Raw genomic sequence first — 21,096 nt, forward strand, 5'->3', positions numbered from 1 at the left:
TCTCACCATCGGCGTCACCGGCGTTTCGGTCGGCATGCGGGGAGGTCACCGACATCACCGCACATATCCAAGCTAGCGCGATCCGGCGTCTATCGGGTGGAGATTCGACGCTGTGGCGGCAACGGTTGTCCGAAACCCGCGGTTCAGCGCACCGCGAGCGCGATCAGCTGAGTGCGCTGTTCGGACGCGAAGTTGTTGTCCGCGACCAGCACCAACGTGCGCTCACCCGAGGGCAGTCGCGGGCCCCAGGTCATTCCCTCGATGTTGTCGACGGCCTCGATCCCGAGATCGGCGAGGTCGGCGACGAGCCGCTTGGCCACCGGGCGAGCACCCGCGATCGGCGCGTCGAGCACAGTGCTCGCGGCCGTCGTGTCGATCTCGAAGATCCGCACCCGATTCCCCACCCCCTTGGCGAAAGCCCGTTCGACCACCAGGAATCGGGTCGGATCGACGGTGTCGTCGGCGAGGATCGCGGTGACGCCGTTACTCGCCTGCCCGGCCTCCGGCCGCGACTCGGCGAACACCGGCTCCAGCGGGTACGCGTACTGCGCGAGCACCGGCCCGAACCTGGCCTGGACGGTGATCCGGGTCGTGGCCCCCGCCGTCGTGGTCGCGCCCGGCCCATCTTGGAGCAGCGGCCCCTCCATCGCGGTCACGAACAACGTCCCACCGGCCGCGAACGTCGCCCCCTCGAGCGCCTGGTTCTGCCGTGGCCCCGAATCAGCGCGCATCCGTTCGTTTTCCGGAATCGGCAGCTCGGCGACGAACCCGCCATCCGCGCGGGCCACCCGTACCGAAGGATCGGCGAGCACCTCACCGGCCCGCTCGCCCTCCTGTGTCCAGAAGTAGTCCCCCGTCCACGGATCGACCCGAATATCTTCGGGGTCCACCGATTTCGGCGAATACGTGGCTCCGTCAGCCCGCAGCAGAGGCTTCGTGCCCGTGAAGCCGACGGGGCCGATCCCATCCTCCCCCAACGGAATTCGAGCCGTATACACCCTGGCGGGGCCCTTCTCCGATCGGTCATCGCTGATCAGGACGAATTCGCCGGTGGCGGAACGGTAGTCGATGCCCGACAGCCCGCCGACCACCGTCCCCCCGAATTCGGCATCGTGCCCGACGACCTGCTCCCCCAGCACCCGCACGCCATCGACCGCGGCCCCCGCATCCGGCACCGCGCCCCCCGCGACGACAATTCCCAGCACCGCTGCAGCCACCCGACGTCCCATGACCGACAAGCTATCCACCGCACCACACCCCCAGGTGAACACCACCCGAACTGTCGGTCGCCGCCCCACCACCTCGACGCCGCCGACGCCCGAGCTGGACTCTTGCGTAGCACCGCCGATCGGCGAAGACTTGAACTCTCGGTGGGCGCCGCCGTGGGCCGTGCTGCCCTCCACTCGGTGGACCACGACAGCATCGCTCACCACCCGAGCCGAAGTGAGATGTCATGTCCACGCTGGTACGCATGAGTTTCGACGCGCCCGAGGAAACCCGGCCGTTCGAGCAGGGAAAGGGTCGACTCGACCTCGTCAATATGGAAAGCGGCCCGGTGGGCCGCGCGGTCTTCGAACCGGGTTGGCGATGGAGTGAACACGTGAAACCGATCGCGGGCACCGACAGCTGCCAGGCCGCGCACATCGGGTACTGCCTGTCCGGCCGGATCGTGGTGGCGATGGACGACGGCAAAGAGCTGGAGTTCGGGCCCGGCGACGTGATGATCGCGTCCCCCGGCCACGATGCCTGGGTCGTCGGCGACGAACCGTGCGTGGTCCTCGACTGGCAGGGCTACGCCGACTACGCCAAGCCCCGATAACGGCGAACGCCCGCCACCTCACTGAGGTGACGGGCGCCGACCCGGTGCGAAACCGGGAACTACCGACTTACTTGCGCAGCGAGGCCGGGACCTCGAAACGCGGGCCGAACTTCGCGGCCAGCTCATCGGCGCGGGCCACGAAGGCCTCCTGGCCACCGGGGTAGCCGACGATGAACTGGTGCGAGCCACCCGACCAGGCCGGGAAGCCGATGCCGAAGATCGAGCCGATGTTCGCGTCGGCGGTGCTGGTGAGCACGCCCTCGTCGAAGCACTTCTGGGTCTCGATGGCCTCGGCGAACATCATCCGGTCCTTGAGGTCCTGGAAGGTGACACCCTCCGGGAGCTCACGGCTCGAGCTGAAGATCTCGCGCAGCTCGTCCCACAGGCCGGTGGCCTTGCCGTCGACGTACTCGTAGAAGCCGGCACCGCCCAGCTTGCCCTTGCGGTCGTACTTGTCAATCAGGGTGTTGAGGACCTCGGCGGTCTTCGCGGACGCGGCATTGAGCTCGCCACCGGCAGCAAGGATGGCCTCGGAGGTCTCCTTGTAGATCTTCTGCATGGTGGTGAAGTTCAGCTCGTCGCTGAGCTTCAGCGGCGCGGCCGGGTAGCCCGCCTGCAGACCGGCCTGCTCGACGGTGGCCGGATCGACACCCTCGGCGACCATGGAGATGGCCTCGTTGATGAAGGTACCGATCACGCGCGAGGTGAAGAAGCCACGGCTGTCGTTGACGACGATCGGGGTCTTCTTGATGGCGAGGGTGTAGTCGTACACCCGGGCCAGCGCCTCGTCGGAGGTGTTCTTGCCCTTGATGATCTCCACCAGCGGCATCTTGTCCACGGGGGAGAAGAAGTGGATACCGATGAAGTCCTCGGAGCGCTTCACACCCTCGGAGAGCAGGGTGATCGGCAGGGTCGAGGTGTTCGAGCCGAGCAGAGCATCGGCGTCGACGATGTCCTCGATCTCCTGGAAGACCTTGTTCTTGAGGTCCGGGTTCTCGAACACGGCCTCGATGACGAAGTCGACACCCTTGAAGTCGGCCGCGTCGGCCGACGGGGTGATGCGAGCCAGCAGCGCGTCGGACTTCTCCTGGGTGGTCTTGCCACGCGAGAGTGCCTTGGCCTCGATGGCCTCGGCGTAGCCCTTGCCCTTGACGGCGTTGGCGAGCTCGACGTCCTTGAGCACGACCTCGTAGCCGGCCTTGGCCGAAACGTAGGCGATGCCCGCGCCCATCATGCCGGCGCCGATGACACCGATCTTCTTGATCTCACGCTTGGGCACATCCTCGATGGACGGACGCGAGCCGCCACCGTTGATGTGGTTGAGGTCGAAGAAGAACGCCTGGATCATGTTCTTCGCGACCGGACCGGTCAGCAGGCTCGTGAAGTAACGGCCCTCGATGGTCAGCGCGTTGTCGATGTCGACCTGCGCACCCTCGACCGCCGCGGCCATGATGGCGCGCGGGGCGGGCATGTTGGTGCCCTTGATCTGCTTACGCAGGTTGGCCGGGAACGCGGGCAGGTTCGCCGCGAAGGCCGGGGTGGACGGGGTGCCGCCGGGGATCCGGTAGCCCTTCTTGTCCCACGGCTGCGCCGCTTCGGGGTTGGCCGCGATCCACACCTTGGCGGCGGGGATCAGTTCCTCGACCGTGGCGACGACCTCGTCGATCAGGCCGATTTCCTTGGCCTTGGTGACGCGGTGACGCTGGCCCTGCAGCAGCACCTGCATCAGCGCGTTCTGCAGGCCGAGCATGCGCACGGTGCGGGTCACGCCGCCGCCGCCGGGCAGCAGGCCCAGGGAGACCTCGGGCAGGCCGATGGCCGAACCCTTGACGTCGGCCGCGATGCGGTAGTGGGTGGCCAGCGCGATCTCCAGGCCGCCACCGAGGGCGGCGCCGTTGATGGCGGCGACGACCGGCTTGCCGAGCTGCTCGAGGCGACGCAGCGGGGCCTTGACGTCGGTGACCATCTTGACGACCTCGGCCGCGTTGTCCGGGCCGACCTTCATCATGTTCTTCAGGTCGCCGCCGGCGAAGAAGGTCTTCTTGCCGGAGGTGATGACGACACCGGTGATGTCGTCCTTCTCCGCCTCGAGGCGGTCGACGGTGGCGTTCATCGACGCGAGGTACGCGTCGTTCATGGTGTTGGCGCCCTGGCTGGGGTCGTCGATAGTGAGGACGACCACGCCGTCGGCGTCCTTCTCCCAGCCGATGATGTTGTCAGTCATAGTTTTTCGTTCTCTCCTATGAGAAGTGAAAGTCGGCCGGAGCTCAGACGCGCTCGATGATGGTGGCGACGCCCATGCCGCCGCCGATGCACAGGGTGATCAGGCCGTAGCGCGCGTTGCGACGCTCCAGCTCGTCGAGCACCGTGCCGGTGATCATCGCGCCGGTGGCACCCAGCGGGTGGCCCATCGCGATCGCGCCACCGTTGACGTTCAGCTTCTCGTCCGGGACGTTCAGGTCCTTCTGGAACTTCAGCACCACGGAGGCGAAGGCCTCGTTGATCTCGACGAGGTCCATGTCCTCGATCGTCAGACCGGCCTTGGCCAGCGCCTTCTTGGCGGCCGGGGTGGGACCGGTCAGCATGATGGTGGAGTCCGCACCGGAGGTGGCGGTCGCGACGACGCGGGCACGCGGGGTCAGACCCGAGTTCTTGCCCGCTTCTTCGGAACCGATCAGCAGCAGGGCGGCGCCGTCGACGATGCCCGAGCTGTTGCCACCGTGGTGGACGTGGTTGATCTTCTCGATGTAGGTGAACTTCTGCAGCGCGACGGCGTCGAAGCCACCCATCTCACCGATGCCGGCGAAGGCCGGGTTCAGCTTGCCGAGGTCGGCGGCGGTGGTGCCGGGACGCATGTGCTCGTCGTTGTCGAGCACGACCAGGCCGTTGATGTCTTTGACCGGGACGATCGACTTGGCGAAGTAGCCGCCGGTGGTCGCCGCGGCGGCCAGGTCCTGCGAGCGCACCGCGTAGGCGTCGACGTCATCGCGGGTGAAGCCCTCGATGGTGGCGATCAGGTCGGCCGAGATGCCCTGGGGCACGAAGTAGCCGTCGTAGTTGGTGGCCGGGTCGAGCGCCCAGGCGCCGCCGTCGGAGCCCATCGGTACGCGCGACATCGACTCGACGCCGCCGGCGATGACGAGGTCGTCGAAGCCGGAGCGAACCTTCTGCGCGGCCAGGTTCACGGCCTCGAGGCCGGAAGCACAGAAGCGGTTGAGCTGGAAGCCACCGACGGTGTCGGGCAGGCCGGCGATGGTGACCGCGGTGCGGGCGATGTCCATGCCCTGGTCACCGACGGGGGTGACCACGCCGAGGATGAGGTCCGAGATCTGGTCCTCGTCGAGGTTCGGGAAGCGGCCACGCAGCTCCTGGATCAGACCAACAGTCAGATCGATCGGCTTGACCGAGTGCAGCGAGCCGTTCTTCTTGCCGCGGCCGCGCGGAGTGCGGATGGCCTCGTAGATGTAGGCCTCTGTGGTCATATCGGAGTGTTTCCTTCCTTGGGGTGCGGTGGCCGCACGAACGCCACGACCAATTGTCTCGACGCCGTACAAATCCCGGCAAACACCAGCGGAGCATAGAACCATGCTCATCCGGTGAAACCGGCCACCCGTTCATACTACCGTGGTGTGCGAACTCCGGTTAACTTAACGCGGTACGGACGGTGGCTGTCAACCATCCAGACTCTTTGCTCCGAACTGTTCACGTAGCAACGCCAGCGCGACCTCGTCCGGGTCTTGACGGTCACCGGGAGCCACCGGCACCGCGGCGGCGGCCAGCATCTCCCGTTCTTCCTCCGGGGTCGGCGGGGCGAGAACGGCGGCACTGCGCGCGGAATCGCCGCCCGACCGGGAGTCGGACCCTTCGTCCGGGCCGGGGTCGTCGGGGAGGTCAGGGAAATCCGGCGGCGGAATGTCATCGTCGGACGGCCGGTTCGCCCGGTTCGGCGACTGATTGCCCGCCGCCTGGCTCGGCCGCGAGAACTTGGGACGTCCCGCGGGCTTGCTCTCCGGATTTCCCGGCCCCCGCGCGGGCCCGGCCTTGGCGGCGGGCGCGGGTCGCGGCGCGGGCGCACCGGTCTCCCAGCGCACATCCAGTTCACGCCCGAGCACGGCCCGCACCGCCGAACGCACCGCCTCGATATTGCGCGGATCGGACAACCGCTGCGCCAACGGCGCGGCCGGATGCGCGAAAACGATCACCTCGCCCTCGACCCGCGACACCGCCGCCCCCGACAACAGCGCCTGCAAGGTAGCCCCGAACTCCCGCACCCTGCCCTTGATCTCCGGCCACGCGGCATCGACGATCCCGACCAGATCCTCGGTGGGTGCCGCGCCGACCTGCGGCGCCGCCTGCGCGGCGACAGACTCGACCCGCGGCGGCGCGTCGGCGTCGCCCAGGTCGGCTTCTGGCTGAGCCGACGAATCCGCCTGCGACGCTGCTGCTTCCGATGCCGGAGTCGAGTCGATGTCCGCGCGAGGCGTGTCACTGCCGGTCGACGGCCTGGAGAACCGTTCGGGGCCCGAGCCTTCCGATCGAAGGCCGGAGTCGGACTGCGCGGGGCGGTCCGCTTCGACCGGGGGAGCATCTGCCGCAAGCTGTTGGGGAGCAACCCCTTCCGCAGGGGTATCGACGTCGCTCCGCCCAGAATCGATCGGTGGCGCGGCGGGGGTTGGCGACTCAGGCGTCGCCGGGGGCACGCTCGGTGCGGTAGTCACCGGTGACGGCGGCACGGCCGGCGCCGTCGGCGCGGCCGATACGGGTGACTCGGCCGCTTTGGGCGGCGTAACCGATGTGGACGGCGCGGGTGCAGATGCGGCCGGGGGCACGCTCGATGCGGAAGTCACCGGTGACGGCGGTGCGGACTCGGCGATCGGCGCAGCCTCATCAGGGGGCGGTGCGGAAGTTCTGGGCGCGGCCGGGGTGGCGGCCTTCTGCTCCGCGGCGACGGGACTCGCGGGGCCGGGCGTCGGCGAACCGCTGGTCGCCGCCCCCTTTTCAGCCAGGGCGGCGGCGAGGAGTTCCGCACCACTACGGCGGCTCTCACCACTCGCCGAGGGCACAGCGGGACGTTGCGCAGCAGGCTCACCCGCGGAGGATCCCGGGCGGGCCGAGGCGGGGACCGATCCGCTCGCGAATCCGCGTTCCAGCCGTTCCAGCCGTTGCAGGGTGGCCGACTCGGCGTCGGACACCGACGGCAGCAGCATGCGGGCGCAGATCACTTCGAGGAGCAGGCGCGGGGCGGTGGCGCCGCGCATTTCGCCGAGGCCCTCGTGCAGGAGTTCGGCGTAGCGGGTGAGGGTGGCGGGGCCCAGGCGTTCGGCCTGGTCACGCATTCTTTCCATGACGTCGCCGGGACCGGAGACCAGGCCGCGGTCGGCGGCGTCGGGAACCGCGCGCAGCAGGATCAGGTCGCGCAGCCGTTCGAGCAGGTCGACGGCGAAGCGGCGCGGGTCGTGGCCCGCTTCCATCACCGAATCGACCGTGTTGAACAGGGCCGCACCATCATTAGCGGCCAGCGCGTCGATGGCGTCGTCGATCAGCGCCACGTCGGTGACGCCGAGCAGCGAGACCGCGCGCGGGTAGGTGACACCGTCGGGCCCGGCGCCGGCCAGCAGCTGGTCGAGCACGCTCAGGCTGTCGCGCGGCGAACCACCACCGGCGCGGATGACCAGCGGATACACCGCCTCCTCCACCGGTACGTGCTCCTGCTCGCAGATCTTGCCGAGCAGTCCGCGCATGGTGGCGGGCGGCAGGAGCCGGAACGGATAGTGGTGCGTGCGTGAGCGAATCGTCGGCAGCACCTTGTCCGGCTCGGTGGTGGCGAAGATGAAGATCAGGTGGGCCGGCGGTTCCTCGACGATCTTGAGCAGCGCGTTGAAACCGGCCGTGGTGACCATGTGCGCCTCGTCGACGATGAACACGCGGTAGCGCGACTCGGCGGGTGCGTAGAAGGCGCGATCGCGCAGCTCGCGGGTGTCGTCGACACCACCGTGACTGGCCGCGTCGAGTTCGATCACGTCGAGATTGCCCGAGCCACCCGGCCCGAGCGCCACACACGACGAGCACGTACCGCACGGGGTCGACGTCGGCCCGTCCACGCAGTTCAGCGACCGCGCGAGGATGCGCGCGGACGACGTCTTACCGCAACCACGCGGCCCGGAGAACAGATACGCGTGACTGATCCGTCCGGTATCCAGCGCTGTACTCAGCGGGTCGGTGACGTGCTCCTGACCCACTACTTCTGCGAATGTCGCCGGTCGATACTTCCGGTACAGAGCCACGACCCACAGGCTACCGAGAGCGTCCGACAGGGTTTATCGGCGGATGGCACTGTACCCACGCGCGGTAACGAAGCCTTGATAATGATGTGATCCAAATCACATTGAATTTCGCGGTATGGAGCGTAGGTGCAAAGCGTGCCGCTAGGCGCAACGGCTGAGCTATCGACTGCTGCATACGTGGCGAATCCGCCATCGAACAGTCTGTTGATACTGGTTGCCACGGCAATGCAAACCAATTCCCCGGTTGACGGCCCCTTACTGGATGTAACGAAATAATGAACGGTCGTGACAGCGGCGCAAGTGCCTGGCTACCGTGGATCTCGGCAACTTCGGTGGCCAAACCTTCATCAGGTTGGTGACCCCGGCCGGTCCCTCATCCCGACCGGGGCACAACCTTCGCGCACCGATCGCTCCCCCACCGCACCGACCGGAGGAACGTTTCACCGTGCTGTCGTGTGATGACATCGCAACCGCCTGGCTCGCCCACACCGACTTCGCCGGCGACAACGCCGCAGTCGGGCTACTGAGCCGGGCGATCAGCCCACAAGACTTCGACATCAAACGCGACTCGTTACCCGTCGCTGCCGCCGCCGACCCGGCGACCGCCGACGCCATCCTGCAACTGCTCGAACGCGGGCAGGTGCCGACGATGGCGGCCATTCGCACGCTCACCGCGCAGAACGAGATGCGCCGCGAGGCCGAGCGGATCGAGCGGCTCGGCCGTCGCGCCCAGCGCAGCATCGACGAGTTCGGCCGCGTCCTCGCCCGTCTCGCCGCCGCGCACTGGACCGACCACGATATCGGCCCTACCAGGCGCGATATCCTCGCCGATGCCGAGGTCTGCACACTCATCGCCGAACGGGTGGGTGAGATCGCGCCGTCGGCGGTCAAGCATCTGTGGCTGATCGAGCGGGCACAGCGCGCGGGCTGGATCGCCTCGAACGCGAGCCCCGGTTCACTGTGCCCGGCACGGCGCTGGCACACGACCAAATATGGCAACCGGGTCTCGCAGAAGCCGGTCAACATGATCGGCAAGCTGGTCGCCGGCTTCGTCGTGGAGCACACCGCCGACCGGGGCAAACCGCCGAGCTGGGCGGTGCTCGCCCGCGACGCGCGCGACGATCGCGGCCGCCGCCTGTTCTTCGACGTGGCCGACGCACATGCCCAGCGACGCTGGCTCACCACCGCCGAGTGGCTCGCGGACGGCGATGACCTGCCCGTTCCCGGCAAGCGCGGCACGCGGGCGCTGGCCAAGGAAAACCGGGGCTAGCGCCGCCATCCGTGGTGAGTGTTCGGTAACTTTCTCGCAACGCATCCACGCGTGAAAGGAGTTACCGTGCCCGCAACGATCGACCCGGCGGCCACTGCTTGGCTACTCGCGGCCACCGCCATGGTGCTGTTGATGACGCCGGCACTGGCCGTCTTCTACGGCGGGATGGTGCGCTCGACCGGCGTGCTGAACATGCTGATGATGAGCTTCATCGCGATCCCGCTGGTCACCGTGGTCTGGCTGGTCGCCGGCTACAGCCTCGCGTTCGGTGACGACGCGGGTGGTGGCCTCATCGGCAATCTCGAGCATCTCGGGCTGGCCGGGATCAATCCCGACTCCGTCCGCGGCACCATTCCGGAACTGCTGTTCGTCACCTTCCAGCTGACGTTCGCGATCCTGACCGCCGCCCTGGTCTCCGGCGCCATCGCCGACCGTGCCAAGTTCGCGGGCTGGATGGTGTTCGTTCCGCTGTGGACGCTGGCGGTGTACGCGCCGATCGCGCACTGGGTCTGGGGACCGGACGGCTGGCTGCTGAACTTCGGCGCGCTCGACTACGCGGGCGGCCTGGTGGTCGAGATCGCCTCCGGCGCTTCCGCACTGGCCCTGGCGCTGGTACTCGGACCGCGAATCGGTTTCAACATCGATGCGATGCGTCCGCACAACCTGCCGTTCGTGCTGCTCGGCGCCGGTCTGCTGTGGTTCGGCTGGTTCGGTTTCAACGCGGGCTCCGCACTGGGCGCCACCGGCACCGCGGCGGCTGTCTTCCTGAACACCCTGGTCGCGGGCAGTCTCGGCATGCTCGGCTGGCTCATCGTCGAACAGATCCGCGACGGCAGGCCGACCACGTTCGGTGCGGCCTCGGGCGCGGTGGCCGGTCTGGTCGCGATCACCCCGTCCTGCGGCGTGGTGAACACTCTCGGTGCGGTGCTGGTCGGCCTGGCCGCCGGCGTGGTGTGTTCGTTCGCGGTCGGCTGGAAACACAAAGCGGGCTACGACGATTCGCTCGACGTGGTCGGCGTGCACTTCGTGGGCGGCATCGTGGGCACGGTCCTGATCGGCCTGCTGGCCACCCAGGTGATGACCGGCGGCGTGAACGGGCTGCTCTACGGCGGCGGCCTCGCCCAGCTCGGCAAGCAGCTCGTCGCGGTCCTGGTGGTGGCGGCCTATGCCTTCGCGGTCTCGTGGATGCTCGGCAAGGGCATCGACAAGATCATCGGCTTCCGCGTGAGCAAGGAAGACGAGACAGCGGGCATCGACTTCGCCCTCCACGCCGAAACCGCCTATGCCGAAGGGGTGCACGGCTCCTCTCCCCGCCGCTTCGGCGAGGGTCACTACGGGACTTAGCTGACTTCGTCGGCTGGTGCCAGCCAGGTGTTGCATTGGAAGTTGCGGTTCTTCGTGTAACCCTGGTTGTACCAATTGCCGTTGTGGTCGGGGGTGCCGTGATCTCGGTGGCGGCCGTTGCCGTCACCGAGGTCGTAGTGGTGCTTCACCGCGGCGTAGCCCTCCTGCGAGGTCCATGAACCGCCTGCTTCCGAAGAGCCGATGTACATGCCGCCGAAACAGCTGGCCTGCAACTCCATTCGACGCGACGTCTCCAGCCCGCCCGCCGACATCGTGCCCTGCTCACGACGCTGATTCGACGACGCCTGCATCACGCCGGTGAGCCCCTGAACGTGGTGACCGTACTCATGCGCGTAGATCGACAGCGCTTCCATCGGCGGATACGGCGTGTTGTGCAGGACCAGCCCCACCGTCGACATGTAGATGGTGCTTGAAGCGCTGCAGTAGAACGCGCCGCTGGACGAGCCACCGCACGGCGATGACAGCTCCGAGGAGTTCTCCGCGACAACAAGCCCCGGACTCTTGAAGGGCAGATTCGCGGCGGCCAAGTTCGACCGCCACATCTGATCGAGGCAGACCTGCGCCGCCGCGAAGAAGGCCTTGGCCACCGCCGCGGCGGTCGACCAGCGCGGCAGATCACAGTCCATGTTCGTCAGGCCCGCGTCGTCGTTGCTGAACAGTGGATGCTGACCGAGGGCGATAACAGGTTGCGGCCCCGCCGGTTTGGTCGTTGTCGGCGCCGTGGTGCGCGCGGTGGTCGTGGCGCGCGCAGTCGTCGGATTCGTGGTCGGCACCGGCGAATTCGAGCTGTAGGTGAAACTCGGCGGCGTCGTCTTGGCGACCGAGCCCGGCGAGCTCTGATCGGACAGGGCCACCGCGGCGACCAGCAACCCGATGACCCCGAACACGGTCAACACCGTCAACACCGCACCGACCGCCCCCGAACCACCCCGACGCGGCGGCGGATAGCCCTGCGGCGCATAACCGTACGGCGGCGGCAACGGCCTACCGTAAGGCGGCATCACGGGCCGACCGTACTGTGGAATCTGTCCCCCATACGGCGGCATCTGCCCGCCATACGGCGGCAGGGGCCTACCGTACGGCGGCTGCGGAGGAGGCGGGGGATACATAGAAATCACCTGACAACTGATCACGCACGGACATGGGTAACTCACCGGGAACGGGCTGACTCACCCCGCACCACACCGTCAGCCGCCAACGCTACCTATGTGGCACACGAGTCCGGCCAGAAGACGCGGGGAGGCGGAACAGCACAGCCTCAGTTCACTTCGCTCGCGGACACCGTGAAGGTGTTGCACTGGGCCGTGAGGTTGCGGTCCAGGCCGGTTTCGAACCACTGGCCGCCGTGCTCGGCGGTGCCGTGGTCGCGCATGTCGCCGGGGCCGTCACCGCGGCCGTAGGAATCCTTGGTGGCGACCGTGACCTGCGAGGAGGTCAGCGAGCCACCGCCCTTCGAGGAGGCGATGAACATGCCGTCGAAGCAGTTGGCCTGCAACTCGACTCGGCGCGAGAGCTCGAGGCCCTTGGCCGAGCGGGCGCCCGCGTCGACGCGCTCGCTGTTGGCCTTGCGCAGGATGCCCGACTGAGCCTGCACGTGGTGGCCGTACTCGTGCGCGAACACCGACAGGTACACCACCCAGTTGTCGCGGAACTGATCGGTCTGCAGCTGGCTGATCGGCATGTAGATGGTCTTGTTCGCCGGGCAGTAGAAGGCGGCGAAGTTACTCGTCGACCCGGTGCACGGGGTGGTGATGCCGTCGGTGGTCGCGGTGACGCTGAGCGTCGGCGACTCGAAGGGCAGATTGTTCTCCGCCAGCAGCGGTTTCCATGCCGACTCGAGGCACTTCGCGGCCGACTCGAAGAAGGCGCGCGCCTTGTCCACCTGGGTGCCCCACGGCGCGTAGTTGCACGATGCCGGGACCAGGGTGCCGTCGGAGTCGGTGAGCAGCGGGTTGTCGCCGGTCGCGGCGGGCGCGGTACCGGGCTGCGGGGTATAGGTGGTGGTCGGTTTCGGGCCGATCGCGCCGATGCCGAGGTCGACGCCGGTATTGACGGCGTACTTCACCAGACCGCCGACCAGCAGGAAGATGACGACCAGGATTGCCGAAGTGAAGCCACCGCCCCGCTTTCGCGGCGGCGGAGTCGGCCTGCCCGGCGGCCCGTAGGGCATCGGCGGCGGGCGGTATCCCGGCGGCGGACCATACGCCGGACGCTGCCCATAACCCTGTGGATAGCCCTGCGGCTGTGGATAACCTGGCTGCCCGTAACCCGGTTGTGGCCGGTAACCCGGGGGCGGACCATAGCCGGGGGGTGGTGGAACCGGTCGTCCACCTGGGCCGTTCGGCCCATAACCGTACGGTGGTTGAGTCACTCCCCCGTACCCCCCTCGTCTCATGAGTCGTCGACAGCCGCTGACGCAGAATAGCAAGCTGTCTAGAGTAAGCACCCATGCTGACTTTTCGGGGGGGCGCCGCAGGCGCGCTGCTGCTCGCTGCGGCGGGTTTGCTCGTGGCCGCGCCGGTAGCCCATACGGAGCCCTCGACCTCCGGTGTTTCGATCACCGCCGACCTCACACTCACCGAAACCGGTGTGCTCGAAGTCATCGAAACTGTCGCGGTCCCCGCCGACGGAAATTTCACGATGTCGCTGCCGTTGCGCCTCAAGGTCGGTGACGACGTCGAACGGATCTTCAAGGTCACCGATGTGACCGCGAGCGGTGCGGGCACCGCCACCACCGTCAACGACCAGTTCGTCGTCGAGGCGAAGCCGGGCGAATCGAAGTTCACGTATACGGTGCACAACACCGTCTCCGACATGCCGGGCACGCAGGTGTTCCACTGGCTGGGCGTGCTCAACGCCGATATTGCCGTGCTCGACGTCTCGGTGATCAGCCCGAGCTTCCAAATGGGCATCGTCGACTGCAAACTCGGCTCGGCGGGCAATGCCAAGCCGTGCGCCGATGTCCACACCGAACCCGACGGCGTGCTCTATCTGCACCAGACCGACCTGCGCAAGGGCGATGCCATCGACCTCACCTTGCAGATGCCGCCCGGCACCGTGCCCGCGAATGCCGATGTGCGCGGCGGCGGTACGGGCCCGTTCGCCTTCACCACCCCCGTGCTCGCGGCCTTCGGCGCCTTCCTGCTCGCGCTGGCCGGCATGATCGCCTACGTGCTGCTGGCACGGAAGCGGGCCGCCGCCGCGGTGGCGGGCAGCGACGCTTTCGATCCGCTGATCCAGCAGGCAGGCCGCGTGGAGTTCACCTCCCCCGATGGCGTGCTCCCCGGCGAGGCCGGCCTGATCATCGACGAACACGCCGATCCGGTCGACATCGCCGCCACCGTCGTCGATCTCGCCGTCCGGCGCTACCTGTGGATCACCCCGGTGAACGCGCGTGGCGAAGACGATTGGCGCATCAGCCGCGTCAACGCTCCCGACGACCAGCTGCGCGAATACGAGCGCACCGTCTACGACATGCTGCTCCCCGAAGGCACCGACACCGTCGCCGTCCGCGAACTGCGCGCCCCCGGCCGCCTGCAACTGGACCCGATCCGCGCGGCCATGCGCAACGACGCCGTCGCGACCGGCGCCTTCGCCGACCCGAAACAGCGCGCTCTCCCCCGCTGGATCGGCGCCGCCCTGATCGTCCTCGGCCTGGTCATCACCGTCAGCCTCGCCCTGACCGCGGGCCACGCCCTGGTCGGCGTAGCCATCGCTCTGGCGGGTGGAGCGGCGATGCTGCTCCCCAACTACCTCCCCACCCGAACCCCACTCGGCGACACCGTCGCCGGCCGAATCCGCGCGATGCACCGTGGTCTCGACACCGTCGTGCGCGACGGGATCCCGCCCATCGACCAGGAGACGATCTTCTCCCGCGCCCTCCCCTACACGGTGATCAGCGGCCGAGCGGACAACTGGATCCGCACCTTCCGTGACATGAACCCCGCAGCCGACTCCCAACCCGGCCTCTACTGGTTCGCCGGCTACGACCGAGACCCCAACCTGCACCGCTTCGCCGCCCAGTTCCCGTTCTTCATCACGGCACTGGAGGGAGCCTTCAACCCGCGCTGAGCGACCCGGGATACGAAAAGGCCCTGCTACTCGTCAAGAGTCGCAGGGCCTTTCGCTGTGCTATACCCGGCGGACAGCCGCCAGCGGGTCCGCGTACAACGCGCTCAACGACGTCACCACCGCGGCGAATTCCTGGACCTTCCCCCCGAATCCGCTGATCCGGATATCGGTGGCGGCCAGCTGCGTGCTCTGCGAAAACGCCCGAGCCACATGCCCCAGAGCGGGCCGGTACCCCGTGAAAGCCTGCCCGCCCAGCACAACTCGATCCGGGTTGAGCATGTCGCGAACCAGCGCGACGGTCTGTCCGAGCATCGTCGCCCGCTCGGCGAGCAGTTCCCGCGCCGATTCGGACCCGGACTCGGCCGCCCGATACAGATCATTGATCGTGGTCCCGGCAGTCCCGTTGTGGGCCGGGATGATTCCGCGTCCGACAGCCCGAGCCTGCAGGGCCCGATCACCGACGGTCACTTCCAGGCATCCGCGCCGGCCGCACGTGCACTGCACATCGGAGCCCGTCGGCAGATGCGCGATCGACCCGGGCCCATTGCTCGGGGTGTGTACCCGGCCGTCGAGGGTGACGGCGATGCCCGCGGTCTCGCGGACGTAGAAGTAGAGGCTGCTGCCGTGCTGGGCAGCGGGAAGTTCGGTATCGGGCTCGGGCCTGCGCGCGTCGAAGGTGGGCAGCAGCAGCTCCGAGGCCGCCATCGCCTCGACGTGCGGTGCGACGGAAACCGGCAGCTCGAGCACATCGCCGAGCACCTGCCCGATCGGCGCGCCCTTCCATTCCAGCTTCGGATGGTCGACCACACCGCTCTGCGGATCCACCCGCCCACCGATGGCCACACCGGCCCACAGCGGCGTCCGCCGATGCCACCGCTGCAGGAACGCCTTGGCGCTGCGCGCGACGGTGGTGACCGCGAATTCCTGCCCGGTCTGGGGTGTGGCGATGGCGAGCCCGCCGAGAATGCGGCCACGCAGATCAGCGGCGACGATCTTCGTCGCCTCGGCGCCGATATGAATGCCCAGCGTGAGGTAGGCGTCGTGATCGATCTCGAAGGGCACCCGCGGCCTGCCGACCGCGCCCGCGGCGGTCAGATCGGGCCGCTCACGCAGCAATCCCGCCGAAAGCAGCGACGCCACTTGTCGATTGACGGTGGCGATACTCAAACCCGTTGCTCGCGCGGCATTGTCGCGCGAGACCGGACCGGAGGCCGCGGTACGCAGCACCGCTGCGGCGGGGTTGTCGCTACGCCGCAGCTCCGGCGGCACAACGGGGCGGGAAACACGAGGGCGACCGGCGCCCGTCCGGGAGACGGGGCGATCGATGATGGGAGCAGACATATGAAGTTCCTTGCCAAAAATCCCGTTATCCCAACGGGATTGCCTACACGTGGGGCGTGGCAGCTCGCGAACCTGAAGGGCTCAGCTGCAGAAGCAGGAACGACACAGTTCGCGCGTCAACGGCAACCGCAAGCCCAGAGCGGCGGTCACGTAGGTGACCCGCTGGGCGGTGAGATGGTTGCTGGACATAACAATCAAGTTAACACCGAATCCCGACCCATCCAAGCCAAACCGGCGAATTGTGCGCTGCGGCACATCATCGCCGCAGGTCAGCGGTGCGCATGACAGGCGCAATGGGTGTCAACGGCAAAACCCCCCGCGGGGAACCGGAGTTCCCGCAGGGGGTTTCGACGACCCGGCCGGACCTACTTGGCCGGGGCGTTGAACGGCGCGGAGATCGTGGAGAAGTACTGGATCGCAGCACCGATCGCCACCGGGGCGGTGATGAAGATCTGGCCCAGGATGACGCCGAGGGCACCGATCGTGGTGGCGCCGACGACGCAGCCGCCGATGCCGCCGGGGAGGGCGCCGAAGATCGCGCCGAGCACGCCACCGGCGACCAGGCCGCCCGCCGCACCCGCGACGCAACCGAGCGCGGCGCCGCCGAGGCCACCGACCAGGGTGCCGATAGCGGCACCCAGCGAGATGGTGGAGGTCAGACGGCTCCAGGCAGCCTGCTCACGCTCGTACTCGGTCTTCCACGGCGCCTTGTCCTCGTAGGGCAGCGCGACCGGCTTGTAGACCGCCTTGGCCGGATCCAGCTGCGGGGTCAGGGTCGCGGTGTTGCCCGAGATCTCGGCCGCGATCGGCAGCTCGAACTCGTCGAGGCGGAAACTCAGGGGGGTGCCCGCGAGGGTGGCGCCGTTGGGAGCCTTGATCTTGAAGACACCGTCCTCTTCGACCAGCGAGCCGGCATCAGTGGTGATGACGGCCTTCGAATCGTCGACGACCTCGGCGGTGTAGTTGATCGGGGCGGCTTCCTCGGCCGGCGCGGCGTTCACGGTGCCCGCCGTGATGCCCGTAGCCACGGTCAGGAGCGCCGCGACAACGGCGAACTTCCTCATCTTCATAAAACTGCCAATCCCTCATCTGTTGTGGAGCTGTTCGAGATGCAAGCTTCGAGCAGATCCACCCTCGTGACGAGGGAAAAAAGCAGCTAGATCTTAACTAGGAATTCATTTGGAGGCTTTGGCCGCCGCCTTGGCCTGCTTCTTGAATTCTCGTACTTCCGACAATGTTTCGGCATCGACGACATCGGCGACCGAGCGTCGCGACCCGTCATCGCCATAGGATCCGGCCGCTTTTCGCCAGCCGTCGGGCTGCACGCCGCGCTGTTTTCCGAGCAATGCGAGAAAGATCTTCGCCTTCTGCTCCCCGAACCCCGGCAGGTCCTGCAACCGGCGCAGCACCTCCGCGCCGTCGGGATCGCCCGCGGTCCAGATCTGCGCAGGTACGCCGTCATAATGCTCGATCACATACTGGGCGAGCGCTTGGGCCCGCCGCGCCATCGACCGCCCATAACGGTGAATCGCCGGTGGGGTGGCCGCGAGTTCCTCGAATTCGGCCGGATCCGCTTCGGCGATGCGGCGCAGATCGAATCCGCCCATGCGCTCGGCGAGTTTGCGCGGCCCACGAAACGCGTGCTCCATCGGGTACTGCTGGTCGAGCAACATCCCCAGCAGCAGCGCGAAATCGTCGGTGCTGAGTAGTTCGTCGGCCTCGGATTCCTGCGCGAGGCACAGCGTGCGAGTCATACATTCATCGTGACACATTTCACCAGTAGCCTCTGAGTCCATGCTCACGAGGACTGCTCCCACTCTGGCGGTGCGAATGACCGACTACACCCCACGCCCGGCCCGCTTCGACCGAGCGGCCCGGGATCAGCTGATCGACGCCCATGATCTGGAAGTCACCCGGCCCGGTATGCGCGCGCTCGGCGCCTGGAGTCACCACGCGCTGGCGCTGCGGCCCGGCGAGAGTGCCCTCGATATCGGATCAGGCACCGGTTCGGAGGTGTTCACCTTCGCCGAGGAGGTCGGGCCCCACGGCACCGCGGTCGGCGTCGAGCCGGATCCGAATCTGCTGGCCTCGGCGCAGCGCCGTGCGGTGGAGTCCGGATCGAGCGCGAGCTTCGTCTCCGGCGATGCCTACGGCTTACCGTTCGGCGCCGACACCTTCGACGCGGTGCTGTGTGAACGGGTGTTCCAGCACCTCACCGCACCCGCGCGGGCGGCGGCCGAGATCGCCAGGGTGTTGCGGCCCGGTGGACGCGCGGTGGTGGTGGACTGCGACTGGGCGACCGCGATCGTGCATCCCGGCAACCCCCGGGTGGTGAGCGCGGTGATCGACACCCTGATCTCCTCGACCACCAATCCGCTCTCGGGCCGTCGCCTCGCCGGGCTGCTCAGCGCCACCGGCCTGGTGGTCGACGAGATCGGCTCACACGCGCTGGTGCAGGACCGAACGGTCGGCGCGGGCGCGCTGGTGCGCCGCATCGCGGACCTGGCCGCCCTGCGCGGGGCGATCACCGCGAGCGATCGCGATCAGCTCCTCGCCGACCTCCAGGCAGGCGCGGACCGCGGCGACATCCATATCTCGGTCACCCTGTTCGGCACGCTGGTGACCAAACCGAACTGAGCGTGGGCGGGGCCTCGGCGGGCCCCACCCACGCCGGTGATCTCAGAGCAGCTTCTCCGTGGCCGCGAGCAGCACGCAGGTCGCGAGTCCGTCCATCGCCTTCTCCAGTTCCGGCAGCTGCGGGAAGCTGGGGGCGATGCGGATGTTCTTGTCCTCGGGATCCTTGCTGTACGGGAACGCCGAGCCCGCGGCGGTGAGCGCGATGCCCGCCTCCTTGGCCAGCGCGATCACCCGGGCCGCGGTGCCCTCGAGCACGTCGAGGCTGATGAAGTAGCCGCCCTTGGGCTCGGTCCACGACGCCACCTTCGACGCGCCGAGGCGGTCTTCCAGGATGCGGCGCACGAGCGCGAACTTGGGTTCGAGCAGCGCGCGGTGCTTCTGCATGTGCTCGCGCACACCCTCGGCATCGGTGAAGAAGCGCAGGTGCCGCAGCTGGTTGAGCTTGTCGGGGCCGATGCTCTTCTTCGCGGCGTGCGACAGATACCAGTCGATGTTGGCCTGCGACGCTCCGAAGAAGCTCACGCCCGCACCGGCGAAGGTGATCTTGGAGGTCGACGCGAACACCAGTGGACGGTTCGGGTTGCCTGCCGCCTCGGCCAGGCCGAGTACGTCGACGACCGGCGCCGCGGTGTCGGTGAGCGGGTGCACCGCGTAGGCGTTGTCCCAGAACAGCCGGAAGTCCGGTGCCGCGGCCGGCAGCGAAACCAGTTCGCGGACAATCTCTTCCGAGTAGACGACGCCGGTGGGGTTGGAGTAGTTCGGCACCGCCCACAGGCCCTTGATCTGCGGGTCGTTCGCCAGCAGCGTCGCGATGGCGTGGACATCGGGGCCGTCGTGGCGCATCGGGATGGTGATCATCTCGATGCCGAGCGCCTCGGTGATGGCGAAGTGCCGGTCGTAGCCCGGGGCCGGACACAGCCACTTGATCGGCTCGTCGTCGACCCAGCGGCGCGGGGAGTCGGGGGTGCCGTAGAGCATCGAGAACACGATGATGTCGTGCATGATCTCGAGGCTGGCGTTGTTGCCCGCCAGCAGTCGCTCCACGGGGATACCGAGCAGTTCGCCGAAGATCGCGCGCAGTTCCGGCAGACCGGTGAGGCCGCCGTAGTTGCGGCAGTCGGTGCCCGAGCCGTCGCGGAAGTCGCCCTCGCCCGGCAGGGAGAGCAGCGACGAGGACAGGTCGAGTTGCTCCGGCGAGGGCTTACCTCGGGTGAGATCCAGCGTGAGCTTCTCAGTTTTGAGCGTCGCGTATTTCGCGGTCTGGGACTCGTGCTCGGACACGAGTTCCTCGTGGCTCATCAAACCGATCTGCGTTTGCCGGGGCATCCTGGGCAGCCTTTCGAAGCAGCAAGGTGGGTTGCACGCTGTGCGTGCTGACAGGCGCAACGTTACCCGGCGGTTGCTCGGAATCGGCGGGGTATCGGCGCTGGGATCAGGCTCGCACGCTGCGAAGGTGCGTAGGCCGATCGGTCGGAGCGGGGACCCCTGAAATTAAAGGGGACCCCGCGCACCCGGCAGAGCCCGTTGACCCTTGCTGCCTTCCGGCCCTGGGGGAGTTCACAGGATGCTCGCCGCGCGGGATCCGTCGGCCAGTGTAGCGGTTGTTCGCGGTACTAGCGATTCCGGTCTTCGAACAGCAGGTCGGCGGCGCGCGTGAGGACCTCGACGCGGGTGCGGCCCGCGTGATCGGCGGCAAGGAAGTGGCTGCCGATGGTGGCGCAGAAGGCGAGCAGACTCCTGGCTTCGACCTCGTCGGGATCTTCGCAGAACACGCCGATTGTCTCGCGCAGCAACGCCATTCGCGTGTTGTCGACGCGGCGAAGGCGTGCGGCGACGTCGTCGTCGCGGCGGGCCCAGTCGCGGATCGCGAGGTCGATCGGGAGCAGTCGATTGCTGGAGAAGGTGAGCAGGCCCGCCACGCGCGCCTTGGTCTTCGGGTCGAGGGTTTCGACGCGTTCGAGCACCTGGTCGGTCGCTTCGCTCTCCCACACGTCGAGCATCGCGGTGAGCAGTGCGTCGCGGTCGGCGAAGTAGCCGTAGAACCCGCCTTTGGTCACGCCGATGCGCTTGGCCAGCGCCTCGACCCGCACGGCGTCGACGCCGGAGGACGCCAGTACGGCCAGGCCTTCCTCGACCCATCTGGCCCGGGGCGTGCGCGCGGTACCCACGACGTGTTCCACCTCATATCCCTCGACGACTACCACATCCGACCAGTCGATACTCGAGTGTACGCAACCGTATAACTGCCGCGCCGACGGTGACGCTGGCTACGATCTATCCGATATCGGCAGCGGGGGGTTCGGTGTTCC

General features: G+C 67.7%; 16 protein-coding genes and 1 other RNA gene. 5 read left to right on the top strand and 12 right to left on the bottom strand.

All coding sequences use genetic code 11. The features are described from left to right. Positions 1-143 precede the first annotated feature (143 nt). Positions 144-1,229 carry an esterase-like activity of phytase family protein gene (locus tag ACWF99_RS18320; RefSeq protein ID WP_452536935.1) on the bottom strand — a complete coding sequence of 362 codons (1,086 nt, stop codon included), beginning with the start codon at positions 1,227-1,229 and terminating at the stop codon, positions 144-146. Between the two features lie 224 nt (positions 1,230-1,453). Between ACWF99_RS18320 and ACWF99_RS18325 the strand changes: the two genes are divergently transcribed. Next, entirely contained in the window at positions 1,454-1,819 is a 366-nt protein-coding gene (locus ACWF99_RS18325; protein ID WP_378638601.1) for a cupin domain-containing protein, read from the top strand. A 67-nt stretch (positions 1,820-1,886) separates the two neighbouring features. Here the strand turns inward: ACWF99_RS18325 and ACWF99_RS18330 are convergent, their stop codons facing one another. From ACWF99_RS18330 to ACWF99_RS18340, 3 genes are all read right to left on the bottom strand, one after another. Then, positions 1,887-4,043 (bottom strand): 3-hydroxyacyl-CoA dehydrogenase NAD-binding domain-containing protein, encoded by a 2,157-nt coding sequence (locus ACWF99_RS18330; RefSeq protein WP_358189672.1) that lies wholly within the window; start codon positions 4,041-4,043, stop codon positions 1,887-1,889. 43 nt (positions 4,044-4,086) lie between these two features. Then, positions 4,087-5,301, bottom strand: coding sequence for an acetyl-CoA C-acetyltransferase (locus ACWF99_RS18335; RefSeq protein WP_378638597.1), 1,215 nt, complete (start codon positions 5,299-5,301; stop codon positions 4,087-4,089). A gap of 189 nt (positions 5,302-5,490) precedes the next feature. Then, positions 5,491-8,103: a DNA polymerase III subunit gamma and tau gene (locus tag ACWF99_RS18340; protein WP_452536936.1), complete on the bottom strand. Its 2,613-nt coding sequence runs from the start codon at positions 8,101-8,103 to the stop codon at positions 5,491-5,493. 445 nt (positions 8,104-8,548) lie between these two features. Here ACWF99_RS18340 and ACWF99_RS18345 point away from each other — a divergent pair, with 445 nt between their 5' ends. Both ACWF99_RS18345 and ACWF99_RS18350 read left to right on the top strand, forming a co-directional pair. Next, on the top strand, positions 8,549-9,373 hold the full coding sequence (locus ACWF99_RS18345) for a hypothetical protein (protein ID WP_378638592.1): 825 nt from the start codon (positions 8,549-8,551) through the stop codon (positions 9,371-9,373). 66 nt (positions 9,374-9,439) lie between these two features. After that, positions 9,440-10,717, top strand: a complete 1,278-nt coding sequence (locus tag ACWF99_RS18350; protein WP_452536937.1) for an ammonium transporter — start codon at positions 9,440-9,442, stop codon at positions 10,715-10,717. Here the strand turns inward: ACWF99_RS18350 and ACWF99_RS18355 are convergent. Together ACWF99_RS18355 and ACWF99_RS18360 are read right to left on the bottom strand one after the other, a co-directional pair. Beyond that, the gene (locus ACWF99_RS18355; protein ID WP_452537160.1) at positions 10,714-11,739 is read right to left on the bottom strand and encodes a neutral zinc metallopeptidase; all 1,026 of its coding nucleotides are present in this window, start codon (positions 11,737-11,739) and stop codon (positions 10,714-10,716) included. The genes ACWF99_RS18350 and ACWF99_RS18355 overlap by 4 nt on opposite strands. 257 nt (positions 11,740-11,996) lie before the next feature. Beyond that, positions 11,997-12,908, bottom strand: a complete 912-nt coding sequence (locus ACWF99_RS18360) for a neutral zinc metallopeptidase (protein WP_452536938.1) — start codon at positions 12,906-12,908, stop codon at positions 11,997-11,999. Positions 12,909-13,186: 278 nt separating this feature from the next. Here ACWF99_RS18360 and ACWF99_RS18365 point away from each other — a divergent pair, with 278 nt between their 5' ends. Next, positions 13,187-14,809: a DUF2207 family protein gene (locus ACWF99_RS18365; RefSeq protein WP_452536939.1), complete on the top strand. Its 1,623-nt coding sequence runs from the start codon at positions 13,187-13,189 to the stop codon at positions 14,807-14,809. Positions 14,810-14,869: 60 nt separating this feature from the next. Here ACWF99_RS18365 and ACWF99_RS18370 read toward each other — a convergent pair whose 3' ends face one another. From ACWF99_RS18370 to ACWF99_RS18380, 3 genes are all read right to left on the bottom strand, one after another. After that, complete coding sequence (locus tag ACWF99_RS18370) at positions 14,870-16,150, bottom strand: ROK family transcriptional regulator (protein ID WP_378638582.1); 1,281 nt, start codon at positions 16,148-16,150, stop codon at positions 14,870-14,872. A gap of 365 nt (positions 16,151-16,515) precedes the next feature. Then, positions 16,516-17,220: a hypothetical protein gene (locus tag ACWF99_RS18375; protein ID WP_378638579.1), complete on the bottom strand. Its 705-nt coding sequence runs from the start codon at positions 17,218-17,220 to the stop codon at positions 16,516-16,518. 105 nt (positions 17,221-17,325) lie between these two features. Further along, positions 17,326-17,904: an HhH-GPD-type base excision DNA repair protein gene (locus ACWF99_RS18380; protein ID WP_452536940.1), complete on the bottom strand. Its 579-nt coding sequence runs from the start codon at positions 17,902-17,904 to the stop codon at positions 17,326-17,328. 76 nt (positions 17,905-17,980) lie between these two features. Here ACWF99_RS18380 and ACWF99_RS18385 point away from each other — a divergent pair, with 76 nt between their 5' ends. Next, the gene (locus ACWF99_RS18385) at positions 17,981-18,787 is read left to right on the top strand and encodes a methyltransferase domain-containing protein (RefSeq protein WP_378638688.1); all 807 of its coding nucleotides are present in this window, start codon (positions 17,981-17,983) and stop codon (positions 18,785-18,787) included. 42 nt (positions 18,788-18,829) lie between these two features. Here ACWF99_RS18385 and ACWF99_RS18390 read toward each other — a convergent pair whose 3' ends face one another. From ACWF99_RS18390 to ACWF99_RS18400, 3 genes are all read right to left on the bottom strand, one after another. Continuing rightward, the gene (locus ACWF99_RS18390) at positions 18,830-20,113 is read right to left on the bottom strand and encodes an aminotransferase class I/II-fold pyridoxal phosphate-dependent enzyme (RefSeq protein WP_378638574.1); all 1,284 of its coding nucleotides are present in this window, start codon (positions 20,111-20,113) and stop codon (positions 18,830-18,832) included. Between the two features lie 166 nt (positions 20,114-20,279). After that, an RNA gene (ffs, locus tag ACWF99_RS18395) (signal recognition particle sRNA small type) lies at positions 20,280-20,374 on the bottom strand. 26 nt (positions 20,375-20,400) lie between these two features. Continuing rightward, positions 20,401-20,967, bottom strand: coding sequence for a TetR/AcrR family transcriptional regulator (locus ACWF99_RS18400; RefSeq protein ID WP_378638571.1), 567 nt, complete (start codon positions 20,965-20,967; stop codon positions 20,401-20,403). Positions 20,968-21,096: the final 129 nt, after the last annotated feature.

The sequence above is a fragment of the Nocardia sp. NPDC055002 genome, assembly GCF_053608825.1.

Bases quoted from the DNA above. Each gene is read 5' to 3' on its own strand.
- ACWF99_RS18320 (WP_452536935.1), bottom strand. From the start codon at position 1,229: ATGGGACGTCGGGTGGCTGCAGCGGTGCTGGGAATTGTCGTCGCGGGG.
- ACWF99_RS18325 (WP_378638601.1), top strand. From the start codon at position 1,454: ATGTCCACGCTGGTACGCATGAGTTTCGACGCGCCCGAGGAAACCCGG.
- ACWF99_RS18330 (WP_358189672.1), bottom strand. From the start codon at position 4,043: ATGACTGACAACATCATCGGCTGGGAGAAGGACGCCGACGGCGTGGTC.
- ACWF99_RS18335 (WP_378638597.1), bottom strand. From the start codon at position 5,301: ATGACCACAGAGGCCTACATCTACGAGGCCATCCGCACTCCGCGCGGC.
- ACWF99_RS18355 (WP_452537160.1), bottom strand. From the start codon at position 11,739: ATGCCGCCTTACGGTAGGCCGTTGCCGCCGCCGTACGGTTATGCGCCG.
- ACWF99_RS18360 (WP_452536938.1), bottom strand. From the start codon at position 12,908: ATGCCCTACGGGCCGCCGGGCAGGCCGACTCCGCCGCCGCGAAAGCGG.
- ACWF99_RS18365 (WP_452536939.1), top strand. From the start codon at position 13,187: ATGCTGACTTTTCGGGGGGGCGCCGCAGGCGCGCTGCTGCTCGCTGCG.
- ACWF99_RS18370 (WP_378638582.1), bottom strand. From the start codon at position 16,150: ATGTCTGCTCCCATCATCGATCGCCCCGTCTCCCGGACGGGCGCCGGT.
- ACWF99_RS18375 (WP_378638579.1), bottom strand. From the start codon at position 17,220: ATGAAGATGAGGAAGTTCGCCGTTGTCGCGGCGCTCCTGACCGTGGCT.
- ACWF99_RS18380 (WP_452536940.1), bottom strand. From the start codon at position 17,904: ATGACTCGCACGCTGTGCCTCGCGCAGGAATCCGAGGCCGACGAACTA.
- ACWF99_RS18385 (WP_378638688.1), top strand. From the start codon at position 17,981: ATGACCGACTACACCCCACGCCCGGCCCGCTTCGACCGAGCGGCCCGG.
- ACWF99_RS18390 (WP_378638574.1), bottom strand. From the start codon at position 20,113: ATGCCCCGGCAAACGCAGATCGGTTTGATGAGCCACGAGGAACTCGTG.